Genomic DNA, 15,688 nt, shown 5'->3' with positions numbered 1-15,688 from the left:
TCGGTATGGCAGATGCCGGTCGCCTTGATCTCGACCATCACCTCGCCGGCCTTCGGACCTTCGAGGTTCACCTCCATCACCTCAAGCGGCTTGCCGGCTTCCAATGCGACTGCGGCGCGGGTTTTCACGTGTTTTCCTTTCGAGCAGATGAGGATCGGCAGGGCCGACCCGTGATGAGGTTAGAAGCCGGACGCCAGATCGCGCCCGCGCCGAGACCGGCCCGGCACTTGCCCTGCGGCAGGCCCCCGGCATGATGCCTTCGGTGGCTCCGCTATGCCACGCTGGCCGACAATTCCCGGGCTTCGGCCGATGCGATCTCTTCCCAGGTGTTGCGCAGCCATTCCGCGATCGCCACGTTCTGATCGAACAGCGAATAGCCGACGCCGCCGCCATAATCGGGCATGTCGATCATGTCGGTGGTCATCCAGCGCAGCGGGCTGTTCGGTGTCGCATGATGATGGCGGAAGACCTTGCGCACGACCTCCTTGCAGGGCTCGACGCGATAGGCGTGCCAGAAATGATCCCATTCGCCGGGGCCGGGGCGCTTGAACGGGTACTGGCAGGCGCGGCCCCAGCGGCCGCCCGTGCCGATCATCGACGTGTTCCTGGGACCGTTGGGCGAAACCGGGCGGACCTGCAGCCAGACCACCATGTTCTGGTCGATCCATTCGTCGATGACATTGCCCTCGTCGTAAGGGTCAAGGATCAGCCTGCCGCTTTCGACATCCTCGCGGATGCCGCTGGCATCCTGTTCCTCGGGGCTTTCGATCTTCAGCAGCACATGGCTGTGATCCAGCACGAAATTGAACGGAACGCCCCGCGCCCGGACCTTTTCCGCCACCGGAGTGATGCGGCGGAAGTCCTCGCTGAACATGTAGATATGCACCTCGGCCGAGATGGTGATGCCAAGGCTTTCGCCGACCTCATGGGCGCGCAGATAGAATTCGACCACCTCGTCATCGGTGACCACATGGCCCTGCGCGTGATGGGTCGAGATCATCAGGTTATGGCATTTCGCCCTCGCCTTGGCGGCCCATTCCAGATTGTGACGTATAAGCGCCTCGTCCCGGCCCACCTGATAGGTCCAGAGCCCCGTGGTCAGCGGCACGCCGAACTTGTTCGAGGCCTCGACATATTCGCGCTCCTGTCCCGGCTGCGGGATGCGGTCGAAATGGTCGAACACACCGCTGTCGCGCAGCATGCGGAACTGATCCTCAAGCGGCAGTTCCTTGGTATGCATCAGCCCCCGGCCGTTGCAGCCCAGCGAAAAATCATCGTTTATCATTTCTTTTCCCGGCATTCATCGGTTGAAGGGCTTACAGTTCGATCTGGATCGGCCCCTTGGGGCGCCCGCAACAGGTCAGGACCATGCCGGCCTCTTCCTCGCCCGGCTCAAGCCCCTCGGTGTCGTCCATGGCGACGGTGCCCGACAGGCAATGCGCCTTGCAGGTGCCGCACAGGCCCATCTGGCAGTTCGTCGCGATGGCGATGCCGGCGGCGGTCGCCACCTCCAGGATCGTCTGGCCCGGCTTGTAGGGCACGGTCAGGTCCGAGACGGTAAAGGTGATCTCGGTCACGTCCGATTCGGGCGGCGGCGCCGGATGCTCGGCATCGTGGTGGATGTGCTCGGGCTCGGCCACGCGGTCCAGCGTCAGGCTTTCGGGCGTCGCCCCTTCGGGGTTTTCCCGCTCGGCCGGATCGCCGAAGCTTTCCTGATGGTAATGCGCCATGTCAAAGCCAAGCTCGGCCAGGATGCCCTTGACCGCGTTCATATAGGGCTCGGGCCCGCAGGTCAGCACGGTGCTGTTCAGGATGTCGGGCGCGCGACGTTCCAGGATCTCGCGGGTCAGGAAGCCCTGATCCATCCCGTCCTCGGCGTCATTCTGGCAGATGAAGCCCAGCCTGGTGCCGCTGCGCTCGGCGATCAGTTCCAGCTCGCGGCGGAAGATGATATCCGCGGGCGTGCGCGCCGAATGCAGGAAGGTGACGTCGTAGTCATGCGCGCGCGTGTCGTGCAGATAGCGCAGCATCGACATCACCGGCGTGATCCCCGAACCGCCCGAGAGCATGACGATGCTTTTTCGCGGCGTGGTCGAGATCAGGTCGAAATGCCCGCCCGGCCCGCTGACCGGCAGCACGTCGCCCACCTTCAGAACGTCGTGCATGTAGCGCGAGACCAGGCCCCTTGGATCGCGCTTGATGGTCATGGTCATCAGATGCGGCCGCGAGGGCGAGGACGAGATGGTGTAGGAGCGCGGCACCAGCTTTTCGCCATGGCGCAGGCGCAGGGTAACGAACTGTCCGGGGCGATGCAGGCACAGCGGCGCATCGCCATCCATTCCCGGGCGAACCCGGAAATGGAAGGTTTTGACATCATGGGTCTCGGATTCGATGTCCACGCATTCAAGGTTCCACCGGCCCGAATGCCACTTGTCCAGATGGGTGATGTCCATGGCTCAGATGTTGTCGCGTTCGTTGTTGAGCCAGGTCTTGATCGCCTCGGGACCGTCGGCCTTGGCCTTGCACAGCTCATAGAGCAGGCGGCGATAGGTCAGCGACACCTTGTCCGGGCCCACGGCGATCTCGTCGCGCGGATGCGGGATCTGTTCCGGATCCTGGCTCTCGACGATATCGACATCCTCCTCCAGGATGACCGCCTGCATGTCCATATGCGGCTGGTCGGGGCCGTCATGGTCCGAGTTGCGGCAGGCGAACCAGAAGCTGCGGCAGTGGATATTGTCGAGCGGCGTCGCCCACATCCACATCACCGTGCGGTTGCCGTTCTGCAGCGTCAGGTCCAGCGTCACGCCAAAGGGCAGGTTGATCGTGTAATCGGTAAAGGCCAGTGGCGACATCCCGCCGCGGGCATCCATCGCCTGACGCGCGTCCTTGGGCGGGTCATAGCGGAAGCGCATCCGGCCTTCCTTGCGGAACGCGATGTCCGGGGTCAGGAAGGTGACATGCCCGTCGCGGCCCAGCGTTTCCGGGTGGACAAAGGGGAAATGCGCGAGGTCGGTATAGTTCTCGACCCGGCGGGCGGAATGGGTCTTCCAGTCGTAGGACGGGCCGTGAACGCATTTGAAAGTCGGGTCGTCATAGACGATATGGCCCGGGATCTCGGTATCGGCCGAGCCGTCCAGGCGCACCCAGACCAGGCCGTATTTCTCCTGGCAGTCATAGGCGGTGGCCTTGGCGTTGGGCGGGATCGGCCCGTCGGGCGCGGCGGGGATGCCCATGCATTTGCCACCCTCGCCCCACATCCAGCCGTGATAGGGGCACTGGATGCAATTGCCCTTGTTCCAGCCCAGATGCAGCTGCGCCGAGCGGTGCGGACAACGGTTGTTCAGCGCCACGACACCGTTTTCCAGCCGCGCGACGACGATATCGGTGCTCAGCAGCTTGACGCGCAGCAGCTGGCCGCGCCCGGTATCCGATTCTTCCAGCTCCTTGACGGTGCAGACCGGGTGCCAGAAATAGCGCCAGGTCTCGTTGTCCAGGAACGTTTTCTCGTTCGAAATCATGGTATTCATCGCGTGCCTCTCCTCCCTTGGTGCCGAAGCCGAAAAAGCTCTTGGCGGTTGCCTTGGTATGCGTTACACTCCGTAACGATACACACTGTAACGACCAAATCAAGAGGTTTGCGCAAAAATTGCCGATGACCGCAACTTTACGAAACCCGAGCGGACGTAAAATGGATGATGGTCTGGGGCGCCGGATCACCGATACGACATGGCAATTGCTTGCGGAAAAACCGCTTGCGACGCTGACCATCAGCGAGATCGCCGAAGGGGCTGAAACCAGCCGCCCGGCGATTTATCGCAGGTGGAACTCGGTCGAGGAAATCGTCATCGACGCGTTTCTGTCCGAGGTCGAAGGTGCGGTTCTTGCCGATCTCACCCGCCACCCGCCCGACGCGCTGCGCGACTATATCCGCGCGCTCGGCAGGTTTCTGGGCGGTCGCGTCGGGCGCATCATGGCCGAGATTCTGGGCCGGGCCCAGAACGAGCCGGAACTGATGGAGCGATTCCACGCCAGTTTTCTGCGCCAGCGGCGCGATTACGGCCGCGCCCTTGTCCAGCGGGGACAGCAGGCGGGGTTTTTCCGCGCGGATCTGGACAGCGACCTGATCATCGACCTTTATGCCGGCCCGCTGTATTTCCGCGCATTCGCCAAACATGCCCCGATCGATGACGACTTCACCGACCGGCTGGCAGAGATCGTTCTGATCGCGATCGCCCCAATTCGGACGGAATCCGAATCCTGAACCCCAAGCAAAACAAGGCAAAAAGGACAAAACCCGACCGAAGCTGGACGACATGACCAGCCTCCGGCCACCAGATCGGTCCTGCGACGGCATCAGAGGAGGATGCCTGCAGGGACATCCAGACAATGCAACCTAGGGAGGAACCACTCTATGGCCACCAAGGCAATCGGCACGCCGGAACAACTGCGCGATCCGAACTATACCCCACCAATGCACCAGGCGATTCCGCTGGGCATCCAGCACGTGCTTGCAATGTTCGTCGCGAACGTGACGCCGGCCATCATCATCGCGGGCGCCGCCGGTTTCGGCTATGGCTCCAACAGCCCCGATTTCCCGCAGATGATCTATCTGATCCAGATCTCGATGTTCTTCGCCGGCATCACGACGCTGATTCAGACCATCGGCATCGGGCCGGTCGGCGCACGTTTGCCGGTCGTGATGGGCACATCCTTCGCCTTCATCCCGGTCATGGTGCCGATTGTCGCGGGCAAGGGCGTCGATGCGATGGCCGCGCTGACCGGCGGCGTGATGATCGGCGGCATGTTCCACGCGATACTCGGCCTGTTCATCGGCAGGATCCGTTTTGCGCTGCCGCCGCTGGTAACGGGTCTGGTCGTGCTGCTGATCGGGCTGTCGCTGGTCAGGGTCGGGATCCAGTATGCCGCGGGCGGCGTGGCTGCGATCGGCACGCCCGAATATGGCAGCCTGCAGAACTGGACCGTCGCGGTCATCGTCGTGCTGTCGACATTGTTCTTCAAGTTCTTCGTCAGCGGCATCATGTCCATCTCGGCCATTCTCGTCGGGTTGCTCATCGGCTACCTCGTCGCGCTGCCGCTGGGCATGGTCGATTTCAACAGCGTCGCCACTGCGGCAGTGTTCTCGATCCCCGATCCGCTGCATTTCGGCGTCGAGTTTTCGGCCGGCGCGATCATCGGCATTTCGCTGATGGCTTTCGTGTCGGCGGTTGAAACCGTGGGCGACGTCACCGGCATCCTGAAAGCCGGTGCCGGGCGCGACGCCACCGATGACGAGATCCGCGGCGCGACATTCGCCGACGGTCTGGGCACCGCATTCGCCGGCCTGTTCGGTTCGCTGCCGAATACCTCGTTCAGCCAGAATGTCGGGCTGATCGCGATGACCGGCGTGATGAGCCGCCATGTCGTGACCATTGGCGCGGTCTTCCTGATCCTGTGCGGCCTGTTCCCCAAGCTTGGTGCCATCATCTCGACCGTGCCGATCGAAGTGCTGGGCGGCAGCGTCATCGTCATGTTCGGCATGATCGCCGCGGCCGGCGTCTCGATCCTGTCCGATGTCGACTGGAACCGGCGCAATATGGTGATCTTCGGGCTGGCGCTCAGCCTCGGGCTTGGCCTGCAGCTTGAGCCGGCGGCGCTGGCCAAGCTGCCGACGACGATCCAGGTGCTGCTGACCAGCGGCCTGCTGCCCGCGGCGCTGATCGCCATCGTCATGAACCTGCTGGTCCCGCACGAGCTCCGCGACGAGGCGACCGAGGAAATCTCGGGCGGCATGGCGGGAAAGCGCGTCAAGAACTAGGCGCGGCCGGCACCCGGTCCTGCCATCGACCCGCCCCCGAGGGGGCGGGTTTTTTGCATTGCCGCCCCGGCCGCGAGATCACGCGGCGATGCTGGCCGGGGTTTCATCCTCGATCAGTTCGGCATGCAGCGCCACGATGGCCGCGTCCAGATCGTCCGGGCTCAGAAGGAACTGCACATCCACGGCGCGGCCGGGATTCTGCGCGGCCTGAACCTCGATCCCGGCCCGATCCAGCGCCTGCAAGCCGCGCATGAGCACGTTCTGCCCCCTGAGGTCGCGCCCGATGGCCGAGGCGATGGCGGCAGAGCGCGCGGTGACGCTGGCCGAGGGATAAAGCCCCGACAGTTCCGATTCGATCCGGCGCGCGCGTTTCAGCGATGTCGCCAGATAATGCGTGATCGTGTTCGCGTTCGATATCTTCGAGACGATGAACACATTATGCCGCGCCAGCACCTCGAGGATCGCGGCGTCATAGCCCTTCACGCCGACCATGTCCTGCTCGAACAGTTCCAGAACCACGACCGGCAGGCCGGTGACGATCTCGGCCCCGGTCGCGGTCGCGGGGGCGTCGTCGATCAATGTGCCCGGGTCATCGGGCTCGAACGCATTGGTCACGCGCAGCGGAATCCTGGCCTGGCGCAGCGTCTTGGCGGCTTTCGGATGGATCGCCTCCATCCCCAGATTGGCAAGCTGGTCGGCGACGTCGTAATTGGTATGGCCCAGCTTGCGCACCGCGCCGGGCCCGGCCAGTCCCGGATCGGCCGAAGACAGGTGAAACTCCTTGTGGATGATCGCCTCTTTCGCGCCGGTCAGCCGCGCCAGCCGGGAAAAGGTCACCTCGGAATAGCCGCGATCGAATTCCGCCATCAGCCCTTCGGTGCATTGCGCATAGCCGGTGACGATGGGCAGTTCGGTGGTCAGGTCGATCCCTTCCATCGCGGCGCGCAGCCGTTCCTCCAGCGTATATTCACGCTCGTCCCGCCAGCCGGTCAGATCGACATGGCGCGCCGAGACGCCGGCCCGGTTCAGAAGCAATGTCGCGACAAAGGCGGAATGCGCCTCGCCCAGGCCCGAGAGCAGTTCGCGGAACGCCATCATGTGCTTGGACAGGCGGAAATGGCCATAGCTGCACAGGCGTTGCAGGTCGAACAGGCAGGACCGCGCGCCCTCGATCCGCTCGCGGACGAATTCATCGGCCTGCGTCAGATCCGCGGAATGGTCCAGGATCTCGTGATTCGCCTCGCGCATCGCCTCGGCCACGCGGTCCAGAGCCTGCAGCCAGCCATGCCCCTCGGACGCATTGGCGAAACTGGCATAGACGCCGGGCTCGCCCGTCTTCTTGTGTTCGAGCAGCAGGTTGGTGATGCCGGCAAAGGCCGAGACGACGAAGATGCGCCCGTAAAGACCGGCCCCCTTGCGGTCGCCGATCAGCAACGTGTCGCGCAGTTCCTTCAGGCGGCTCATCGAGGTGCCGCCGATCTTTTCCACCGTATGTTCGGGAAAGCGAAGTTTGGTCAATCTGCTTTCCCGGCCCTGTTGGCGGGCCGGGCCTCTTGTCGTTTCCAGTTATCCTTCGGCGCCGGCGGGCGCATAGGAGCCGTCGGCCCGATGCACCTCGGTTCCGGTCACCGGCGGGTTGAAGCAGCAGGCCATGACCAGTTCTTCCTCGGCGCGCAGCGTATGGCGGTCATGCAGGTTCAGCGCATACATGACGCCCGGTGCGATCTCATGCGTCTCGCCGGTGGCCAGATCTGTGATCGAGCCCCTGCCCGAGATGCAATAGACGCTTTCGAAATGGTGCTTGTAGTGAAACGTATGCTCCGAGCCCGCTTCCAGCGTGGTGATGTGGAAGGAAAAGCCCATCCCGTCATCGGCCAAGAGCATGCGGACCGAACTCCAGCGCGCATCCTTCACGTCGCGGTCGGTGTTCCTGAGCTTGTTGAAATCGCGTATGATCATGTCTGTTTACTCCGCTGCGATCCGGCCGGACCCGGTGGCATCGCGAACCGCGGCCTCCAGAATGTCCAGACCCTTGGTGAAGATGTCGTCAGGTATGGTCAGCGCGGCCAGCACCTTGACCACCTCGTCATGGGCGCCCGAGGTTTCGATGATCAGGCCGTTCTCGAAGCAGGTGGCGCAGATCCGGCCGGCCAGCTCGCCGCTGCCTACATCGATGCCGCGCATCATGCCACGACCCTTGAGCGCGGCGCCCGGCACCAGCGCGGCAATACCCGCCAGCCGCTGGCGCAGGATCTCGCCCTTGCGCTGCACGTCGTTCTGAAATGCGTCATCGGCCCAGAACTTGTCCAGCGCCACCCGCGCGGTGACAAAGGCATGGGTATTGCCGCGGAAGGTGCCGTTATGCTCGGCCGGTTTCCAGATGTCATGCTCGGGCTTGATCAGCAGCGCCGCAAGCGGCAGGCCCATGCCGCTGAACGATTTGGCCTGGGTGATCATGTCGGGATCGAGCCCGAATTCCTCGGTCGAGAAATAGCTGCCCGTGCGTCCGATACCGGCCTGAATGTCGTCGATGATGAACAGCGCGCCGTGCCGGCGGGCCAGGCGCTGGATACCCTGCAGCCAGTCCTTGCTGGCGGCGTTCAGGCCGCCTTCGCCCTGCACCGGCTCGACGATGAAGGCCGCCGGGTCGTCCATCCCGCTCGAGGGGTTCTCAAGAACCCATTCGATATATTCCAGCGTATCCTTGTCCCCCATGGCGTTTTCGAACGGCATGTGGGTGACATCGGCCAAGCTGCCGCCGCCGGCGCCCTCGCGCTTGCCGGAATTGCCGGTCAGGGCCAGCGAACCCATGGTCATGCCGTGAAACGCATTGGTGAAGGCGACGATATTGCGGCGGCCGGTCACCTTGCGGGCCAGCTTGATCGCCGCCTCGACCGCATTGGTGCCGGTCGGGCCGGTCATCATGACCTTATAGTCCATGCCGCGCGGCTTCAGGATCCGCCGCTCGAAGGCGTCAAGAAACGCGGCCTTCTGGACCGTGTACATGTCCAGCCCGTGGGCGATGCCGTCCTGGCTGATATGGTCGATCAGCGCGGCTTTCATGTCCGGGTCGTTATGGCCGTAGTTCAGCGACGAGCAGCCGGCGAGAAAGTCGATATATTCGCGCCCGTCCCGGGCCGTCATGATCGAGCCGCTGGCACTGGCAAAGACAGTCGGGAAGCTGCGGCAATAGGAGCGCGCCTCGGATTCGCGGCGCTCGAAGATACTGGTGTCGGCCGTCTTGTCGGTCGGCATGGGAAAATTACCTCGGATCTGATTGATGTGTTCCGGCGATCGTCGCGGGGCCGGTCAGGCCGCGCGCGCCACCGGGGCCGGGAAACGGATGGTGACCATGTGTTCGGTGGCATGTTCACCGTCGAAATGGTCGTCCTTCCTGAAATGGGGCTTGTCGGTCAGCACGCCGTTGTGGCGCGCGGCCAGGCTGCGGAACAGGGCCCAGCTGGCGTCATTGTCGCGGGTGATGGTGGTTTTCAGATGCAGCACGCCCGCCATGTCGTCGCGCGACAAAAGGCTGTCCAGCATCCGCCCGCCCAGACCCATCCCGCGCGCATCCCCGGAGACGGCAACCTGCCAGATGAACAATGTATCGGCGGCATCGGGCAGGATATAGCCCGAGATCCAGCCCACCGGCACGCCATCCCGTTCGGCCAGAACGCAGGTATCGGCAAAATGGTCGCACTGGATCAGGTTGCAGTACATGCTGTTTTCGTCCAGCGGCTTGCAGGCCCGGATCAGCGCCCAGATATCGCTGCCATCCTCGGGCTCGGGCTTGCGGAAGATCAGTGTATCCCGGTTCTCCGGCTCGACCATGTCTTTCATGCCGCGCTCCTCATTTAGTTCGTAATGCTAAATAACACAAGCTGACCATTTCGCAACCGCAGCATTGGAATTTTTGCGATATATCGCTATTTACGCGAGGTTTCGCCGGGCTTGTCCGGTATGTTCGTCTAATGAAATATTCGCTTTTATAACCAATTGCCGGCGATGATTGACCATTCCGTGAGAATCCAGAATACTGGTTGATCGTCGCCCAGGAGACCGCATGTGGATCGGATCGACACCTGTCTTATCGCCCTTCGCAGAATTTTGCGGGCGGCTGAAACCTATGGCAAGGAGCTCGCGCAATCCGCGGGCATGACCCCCGTGCAGCTGCGGGTCGTCCAGATCGTCGCGGAAACCGGCAGCAGCACGGCTGGCGCGATCGCGAGGCGGATGCATGTTGCCCCGGCCACGATCACCGCGATCATCGACAAGCTGGAGCGCGCCGGCCATGTCAGCCGCGAGCAAAGCCGGACCGACCGCCGCCAGACGCATATCGTTCTGACCGAGCGGGGCCGCAATGCCCTTGATCGGGCGCCCGATGCGCTGCAACAGAAATTCGCGACCGATTTCGAAGGGCTCGAGGATTGGGAGCAGGCCATGATCGTCGCCGTTCTGGAACGCGTCGCGTCGATGCTGGACCGCACCGAGACGCAGCGCGGCGCGGTGCTCTACCCGGGCGAACTCTGACAAACCCGCCCGCCGGACGCCCGGACATCAACGTGGCAGGGTCGCGCGATGCGCAAAAGGCGCCGCGAATGCCGCGGCGCCCTCGCAGGTCCCGTGATGCGTTTCTCAGATGATGATCAGATCGTTCATCAGGATCGCGGTATCGGTCACGCCGTTCACGGTCAGCGTATTGCCATTGCCGAAATTGAACACCGTATTGCCGCCGATGACATCGGCATCGGCCAGCAACTGCGCACGCGTCCGGGGCGCGCCGCCCCAAAGCGCGTTGTCGATGCGGATCGTGTCCATATCGTCACGGAAATCCGTGATGATGTCGCGGCCATCGTTGAAGACGAAGTTATCCGATCCGCCACGGCCGGTCAGAATGTCGTTGCCGTCATTGCCGTTGATGAAATTATCCGCGAAATTGCCTGTGATGCGGTTGTTCAGATCGTTGCCGAACCCGTGCATGACACTGGTGCCCATCATGACCAGGTTCTCGACATTGGCGCTGATCGCGACGGTCGAGGTGGCGCGGATGATGTCGATGCCGCCATTTACCCCTTCCAGGATAACGTCGCCGCTCCGCCATTCATAGATATCGTTGTCGCCGCCGCCGGCCAGATGGTCGCGGCCCTGGCCGCCGACCAGCCGGTCGCGGCCGCTGCCCCCGACCAATGTATCGTTCCCGCCATAGCCGAACAGGACATCGCCGCCGCTCAGCCCGTACAGACGGTTATCCGCGTCATTGCCCAGCATCCGGTTGGCCAGCGAATTTCCATAGCCATCCAGAGCCGTGTTCGAAATCAGCTGCAGGTTCTCCAGATTCGCGCCAAGCCGGGTCAGCAGATCGGTGCGTATCGTATCTATGCCGCCATTCGCGCCTTCATTGATCCGGTCGCCGGCATCGACGAAATAGACATCGTTGCCGGCGCCGCCCAGCAATGTATCCGAACCGCTGTTGCCATAGATCGTGTCATTGCCCCCGCTGCCCCGGATGATGTCATTCCCATCCCCGCCCAGCAGCACATCCGCGCCGTTGTCGTCATAGATCGTGTCATTGCCGCCGCCGCCGCGGACGATGTCATTCCCGGCCCCGCCGATCAGCGTATCCGAACCGCTATTGCCGTAGAGTTCATCGTTGCCGGCGAGACCGCGGATCATATCGTTGCCGTTCCCGCCCTGGATCTGGTTGTTCGCCCAGTTGCCGTAGATCAGGTCATCGCCACGCCCGGCAAGCAGGTCCTCGATCAGCGTGCCCTCTGCGATCGAGATGTTCCCGCGCAGCCCGTAGGCGTTGGAGATGCTGCCCGGCGCCAGGTCGATGCGCTGGTTATTGCCGTCCATGCGCAGGTCCAGCCGGTCGGTGCCGCCCTGGTCGAAGATGGTGAATGTGATGTCGTCGCGCGTATCGGTATTGCGCAGCAGCCTGGCGATGGTGGCATAGCTCTCGCCGGCATTGGTCTGCTCGCCATAGACGTTATTGCCCGTGCGGATCGAGGTCGTCCCGTAAAGGTCCTGCATGGCCTGAATATCGGCCATCATCGCGGACATCACGAAAGCATAGCTGGCATCGATCGTGGTGTTATCCACCTGGCTGAAATAGGACATGATCGACGCCTGCCAACTGTCATTGGCATAGCTGTTATCGACTCCATAGGTGGCCGCGCCGTTGTAATCCCCGGCATGGCCCAGCCCCAGGGCATGGCCGATCTCATGGATATAGGTCTGATAGGAATAGGTGTTGAAGTCGGTGCCAAAATTCGACAGCCAACTGGTGCTGACATTGACGAACGAACTGATGATCTCGCCGCCGAACACCTGCGAGGTCGAATAGGCACCTTCGTCATAGTCGTCAAAGGTGATGTGAGCCGTTCCGCCGCCGGGGTTGCGGTTGAAGTTGATCCCCAGCACGTCCTCCCAGGCCGAAAGCGCCATATCGGCCAGTCGCCGCCCCGCCCCGGTCAGCCCCGCCAAATTGACGTTCAGCGCACCGCCCTGCGCGACATCGAAAGACCGGCGCGAGACTCCGGCATATTCCCAGTAGCCATCGGTCAGCTGCTCGCCAATCTCGTCCATGGTGAGCACCTCGCCGGGATCGACGGCCGCGACGCCAAGGCTGTAGGCGCCGCTGTAATAGTCGCCATAGGAGCCGGCCTCGATGTAATAGGTGCTGGCCGTGGTGACGCTCAGAACGATGCGCGAGCCCAGGCCGCTGCCGCCGTCATCGTCGAATCTCACCTGGGTGCCGCTGGCGTCCATCAGCCGCAGATAGGGGTCGTAAAGCGGCGAGTTGCCGCGCCCGTCCAGCGTGATCTCGTAGACACCCGGCCCCAGCGAGATCCGAACCCAGTCTGCATCCCCCTCGGGGCTCAGATTGCCGTTGAACGTGTCGCCCGAGCGCATGCTGTATGACGTCGCGCGCGAGGCGGCGGCATCGCTGCCTTCGAACAGGTTGGCGCGGGAAATACCGCCCCCTTCCAGCGGTGCCGCAACGATGCGCTCGGACAGGCTGGAATTTCCGTTGCTGGAAGTCATGGCAAAGAATCCTTAATGATGACAGTCTCTTGTTATCAAGGTCCGATCGCCCGCTGCAAAAGGGTGCCGGCGAACTGCTCGATCTGCGCGAAAGGTATGCTGTCGCGGTCGATCACCGTGATCTGCCCCTGCTCACCGACCTGCCGGCTGCCGTCCTGTTCGACGATCAGCCGGGCGTTCAGCACGCCGGGGCCGGGACTGTCCGCCTCGACGATCAGCCGCAGGGGCGCGCCTCCGCCAGCCTGCGGCCGGTAGCCGCGATCCCGCAGCCCGGCCTCCAGCGCGGCGCAAAGCCGCGCCATGGCCGGGACCGGGTTTTCCGGGCATATCAGCGTGACAGGGGAAGAGGCGGCAAGCGGCGTCCCGATCATGGCACCGGCCAGGACAAGGGCGGGCCGCAGAAACAAGCGCATGGTGACATTTTTCAACCGGGACAAGGCAAACCGACCGCACTGAATCATGATCGGTATCTAAACCGAAGCGGGCAAGCCCGCGCAATCTGTCCTTTGGGACAGCCGGGCGGCGAATCCAAAGGTCAACCCGCCCGGAATCCGCGATTTTATGAAAATCCTGCCTATTCCGGCGGAGGCTGAACGCCGTTTTACTTACCTTTCGGTAATGGTTCCGGGTTAACAATCAAAAGACGAACCACGCATGGCAGGACCACAGATGCAGCTGGCACTGATCCCCGAGCCCGACCGGCTGACGATCCAGGTTGACGAAAAACGTCTGGACGCCGCCATCGCGACCGCGTTCAGGGACAAGGTACGCAGCCTGATCGGCAATGGCGGGGCGGCGGTGACGCTTGATCTCAGCGGCGTCGATTTCATGGACAGTTCGGGGCTGGGCGCGGTGATCGCGATCTTCAAGTCGATGCCGGCGGGGCGCAAGCTGGAACTGACCGGGCTGACACCGAATGTCGCGCGCGTCTTTCAACTAACGCGCATGGATACCGTTCTGACCATCCGGCCGGGCGGATGCGCGGCGGCGGCCGGGGCGCCGCAAGGTGGCGGCGAATGAGCCCGGGCATCGCAACCGGCGGCCAATACCGGCTGCGCGCGGTGCCGCCCGGCAGGCAGCCGATGCTGCACCGGATCTTTCGCGCCGATCCGATGACCGTGCGCGAGGCCCTGGTTTTCCTGCATGACAGATTCGACGGCAGCGCCGGCGACGAGGTGATCGCCAGACTGGAACTGGCCGTGGCCGAGGTGCTGAACAATATCTCGCAGCATGGCGCGCAACACGGGGCGCTGCCTCTCGACGGCCGCCCGCATGCGCCGCTGGTGCATCTTTGCGTCGCGCGCCATACCGGCGGCATCGCCTGCGCGGTCACCGATGACGGCCGGCCGCTGCCATCGACCTGCCTCGAGCCCGCCGCCCTGCCCTATGCGGCGCCCGGCCCCGACTCGCCCAAGCCGCCGGATATCTCGGCCCTGCCCCAGGCCGGGTATGGCTGGTTCCTGATCCGGGAACTGACGGCCTCGCTCAGCTATTTCCGAGAGGGGCGCCGGAATTTCCTGGCCTTCATCGTGCCGGTGAACGATCCCCTGCCCCCGGCGGATGCCGATGACCGCAGCCAGAGCGCGGGTTAGGCGCGCCGCCTAGTTCAACCCGAATTGCAGCGGATAGCGGCCATTCTGAAACTCGCCGAACATCTCGGTCACTTCCGGATGGTCCAGCGGTTCGCCGGAAATGTCCGGCATCAGATTCTGCTCCGAAACATAGGCGACATAATAGGTCGCCTCGGTCTCGGCATAGAGATGATAGAACGGCTGGTCGCGGCAGGGACGGGCATCCTCGGGAATGGATTCGTACCATTCCTCGGTATTCGAGAATTCCGGATCGACATCGAAGACCACCCCGCGAAACGGATGTTCGCGATGGCGCACGACCTGCCCCAGACTGTATTTCGCGGTTTTCGAACTGATCCGCATCTCACCATTCCTGTCTGGCGCGGCTCTTACAGTTCCATGCGTCCGCTGTCCACCTCAACAAATGTCCGACATCGCGGCAGGCGCCGATTGCGCCAGGCCGCAGCGGATGGGGTCGGCCGATGCCAACGCACTGGCGGCCATCGCGCCGCGCCTATTTCGGCGCGATGGGCACGCGCCCCTTGCCGCGCACCAGATGCAGGCCGGTTTCGTCAAACACCACCGCGCTCAACGGTCCGCCATAGGCCGCCCCGGTATCGACCGCCAGGCGATTGCCGAAATGCGTGACCTTGCCGACCGGGGTATGGCCATGCACGACCAGAACGCCATGATCAGTCGCGTCCTCCAGAAAGCCGCGGCGGATCCATAGCAGATCATGCTCGGCCTGCGCCGTCAGATCGACACCCGGCCGAATTCCCGCATGAACGAACAGTGCCTGCGGAATCAGATGCCAGAGCGGCAGGTTTTCCAGCCAGCGCAGATGCGCCTCGGGTACGGCGCGCAGGACCTCGGCATGGGTGCGCGCATGATCCGCGCAAATCTCGACGCCATAGGATGCCAGCGTCTCGGCCGCTCCCAGCGTGGCTTGATCAAGCCAGTGCCGCCCCGAGGCTAGACCCGCATCGACCCAGCCCGGCTGGCGGGCAAAGCGCGGCAGGAAACGGTCGTGATTGCCCATCAGCACGATCCACGGCCGCCCGGCGGCCTGCCCCTGCATCAGGTAATCGACAACGCCGTGCGAATCCGGACCGCGATCCAGCAGATCGCCAAGATGAACGATCTCGCCCCGACCGCCATGCGCCGCCTGATCGCGTGCGATCCGGTCATGCGCGGCTTTCAGCAGGTCCAGATGGCCATGAATATCGCCGATGGCATAGGTCGCCATGATCCC

The 15,688-nt window shown here is 63.3% G+C and carries 16 protein-coding genes and 1 pseudogene; 5 read left to right on the top strand and 12 right to left on the bottom strand.

From position 1 onward, the window contains the following. From IT41_RS20570 to IT41_RS04725, 4 genes and pseudogenes are all read right to left on the bottom strand, one after another. Nucleotides 1–128 (bottom strand): annotated as a pseudogene (locus tag IT41_RS20570) (S-(hydroxymethyl)glutathione dehydrogenase); the annotation flags it as partial. Between the two features lie 143 nt (nucleotides 129–271). Beyond that, nucleotides 272–1,285, bottom strand: a complete 1,014-nt coding sequence (locus IT41_RS04735; RefSeq protein WP_036739070.1) for a hypothetical protein — start codon at nucleotides 1,283–1,285, stop codon at nucleotides 272–274. Nucleotides 1,286–1,316: 31 nt separating this feature from the next. After that, nucleotides 1,317–2,453 carry an FAD-binding oxidoreductase gene (locus tag IT41_RS04730; protein ID WP_036739069.1) on the bottom strand — a complete coding sequence of 379 codons (1,137 nt, stop codon included), beginning with the start codon at nucleotides 2,451–2,453 and terminating at the stop codon, nucleotides 1,317–1,319. 3 nt (nucleotides 2,454–2,456) lie between these two features. Further along, nucleotides 2,457–3,530, bottom strand: a complete 1,074-nt coding sequence (locus IT41_RS04725) for a Rieske 2Fe-2S domain-containing protein (RefSeq protein ID WP_052081272.1) — start codon at nucleotides 3,528–3,530, stop codon at nucleotides 2,457–2,459. A 161-nt stretch (nucleotides 3,531–3,691) separates the two neighbouring features. On the opposite strand from IT41_RS04725, the gene IT41_RS04720 reads away from it, so the two are divergent. Both IT41_RS04720 and IT41_RS04715 read left to right on the top strand, forming a co-directional pair. After that, nucleotides 3,692–4,264: a TetR/AcrR family transcriptional regulator gene (locus IT41_RS04720; RefSeq protein ID WP_036739068.1), complete on the top strand. Its 573-nt coding sequence runs from the start codon at nucleotides 3,692–3,694 to the stop codon at nucleotides 4,262–4,264. Nucleotides 4,265–4,414: 150 nt separating this feature from the next. Beyond that, nucleotides 4,415–5,818 carry a uracil-xanthine permease family protein gene (locus IT41_RS04715; protein ID WP_036739067.1) on the top strand — a complete coding sequence of 468 codons (1,404 nt, stop codon included), beginning with the start codon at nucleotides 4,415–4,417 and terminating at the stop codon, nucleotides 5,816–5,818. Nucleotides 5,819–5,896: 78 nt separating this feature from the next. Here IT41_RS04715 and IT41_RS04710 read toward each other — a convergent pair whose 3' ends face one another. The 4 genes from IT41_RS04710 to ectA are packed head-to-tail and all read right to left on the bottom strand — an operon-like array spanning nucleotide 5,897 to nucleotide 9,658. Continuing rightward, nucleotides 5,897–7,336 carry an aspartate kinase gene (locus IT41_RS04710; RefSeq protein WP_036739066.1) on the bottom strand — a complete coding sequence of 480 codons (1,440 nt, stop codon included), beginning with the start codon at nucleotides 7,334–7,336 and terminating at the stop codon, nucleotides 5,897–5,899. Between the two features lie 48 nt (nucleotides 7,337–7,384). Then, entirely contained in the window at nucleotides 7,385–7,777 is a 393-nt protein-coding gene (locus IT41_RS04705; protein WP_036739064.1) for an ectoine synthase, read from the bottom strand. Nucleotides 7,778–7,783: 6 nt separating this feature from the next. Next, nucleotides 7,784–9,073 (bottom strand): diaminobutyrate--2-oxoglutarate transaminase, encoded by a 1,290-nt coding sequence (gene ectB, locus IT41_RS04700; RefSeq protein ID WP_036739063.1) that lies wholly within the window; start codon nucleotides 9,071–9,073, stop codon nucleotides 7,784–7,786. Between the two features lie 54 nt (nucleotides 9,074–9,127). Next, nucleotides 9,128–9,658 (bottom strand): diaminobutyrate acetyltransferase, encoded by a 531-nt coding sequence (gene ectA / locus IT41_RS04695; RefSeq protein ID WP_052081271.1) that lies wholly within the window; start codon nucleotides 9,656–9,658, stop codon nucleotides 9,128–9,130. A gap of 225 nt (nucleotides 9,659–9,883) precedes the next feature. Here ectA and IT41_RS04690 point away from each other — a divergent pair, with 225 nt between their 5' ends. Continuing rightward, nucleotides 9,884–10,348: a MarR family winged helix-turn-helix transcriptional regulator gene (locus tag IT41_RS04690; protein ID WP_036739062.1), complete on the top strand. Its 465-nt coding sequence runs from the start codon at nucleotides 9,884–9,886 to the stop codon at nucleotides 10,346–10,348. Between the two features lie 105 nt (nucleotides 10,349–10,453). Here IT41_RS04690 and IT41_RS04685 read toward each other — a convergent pair whose 3' ends face one another. Together IT41_RS04685 and IT41_RS04680 are read right to left on the bottom strand one after the other, a co-directional pair. Then, on the bottom strand, nucleotides 10,454–12,865 hold the full coding sequence (locus IT41_RS04685) for a M10 family metallopeptidase (protein ID WP_036739061.1): 2,412 nt from the start codon (nucleotides 12,863–12,865) through the stop codon (nucleotides 10,454–10,456). A gap of 35 nt (nucleotides 12,866–12,900) precedes the next feature. Then, nucleotides 12,901–13,278: a hypothetical protein gene (locus tag IT41_RS04680; RefSeq protein ID WP_139221670.1), complete on the bottom strand. Its 378-nt coding sequence runs from the start codon at nucleotides 13,276–13,278 to the stop codon at nucleotides 12,901–12,903. A gap of 256 nt (nucleotides 13,279–13,534) precedes the next feature. On the opposite strand from IT41_RS04680, the gene IT41_RS04675 reads away from it, so the two are divergent. Next, nucleotides 13,535–13,885 (top strand): STAS domain-containing protein, encoded by a 351-nt coding sequence (locus tag IT41_RS04675; protein ID WP_052081270.1) that lies wholly within the window; start codon nucleotides 13,535–13,537, stop codon nucleotides 13,883–13,885. Continuing rightward, nucleotides 13,882–14,457, top strand: coding sequence for an ATP-binding protein (locus tag IT41_RS04670; protein ID WP_036739058.1), 576 nt, complete (start codon nucleotides 13,882–13,884; stop codon nucleotides 14,455–14,457). The genes IT41_RS04675 and IT41_RS04670 overlap by 4 nt, the downstream gene beginning before the upstream one ends. Nucleotides 14,458–14,466: 9 nt before the next feature. Here IT41_RS04670 and hspQ read toward each other — a convergent pair whose 3' ends face one another. Together hspQ and IT41_RS04660 are read right to left on the bottom strand one after the other, a co-directional pair. Further along, nucleotides 14,467–14,799 carry a heat shock protein HspQ gene (gene hspQ, locus IT41_RS04665; RefSeq protein ID WP_036739057.1) on the bottom strand — a complete coding sequence of 111 codons (333 nt, stop codon included), beginning with the start codon at nucleotides 14,797–14,799 and terminating at the stop codon, nucleotides 14,467–14,469. Nucleotides 14,800–14,950: 151 nt separating this feature from the next. Next, nucleotides 14,951–15,682 carry a metallophosphoesterase gene (locus IT41_RS04660; RefSeq protein WP_036739055.1) on the bottom strand — a complete coding sequence of 244 codons (732 nt, stop codon included), beginning with the start codon at nucleotides 15,680–15,682 and terminating at the stop codon, nucleotides 14,951–14,953. Nucleotides 15,683–15,688 lie beyond the last annotated feature (6 nt).

Origin of the sequence: Paracoccus halophilus (assembly GCF_000763905.1) — a bacterium.
GTDB lineage: Bacteria > Pseudomonadota > Alphaproteobacteria > Rhodobacterales > Rhodobacteraceae > Paracoccus > Paracoccus halophilus.
This window is presented reverse-complemented; position numbering and strand designations above follow the sequence as displayed.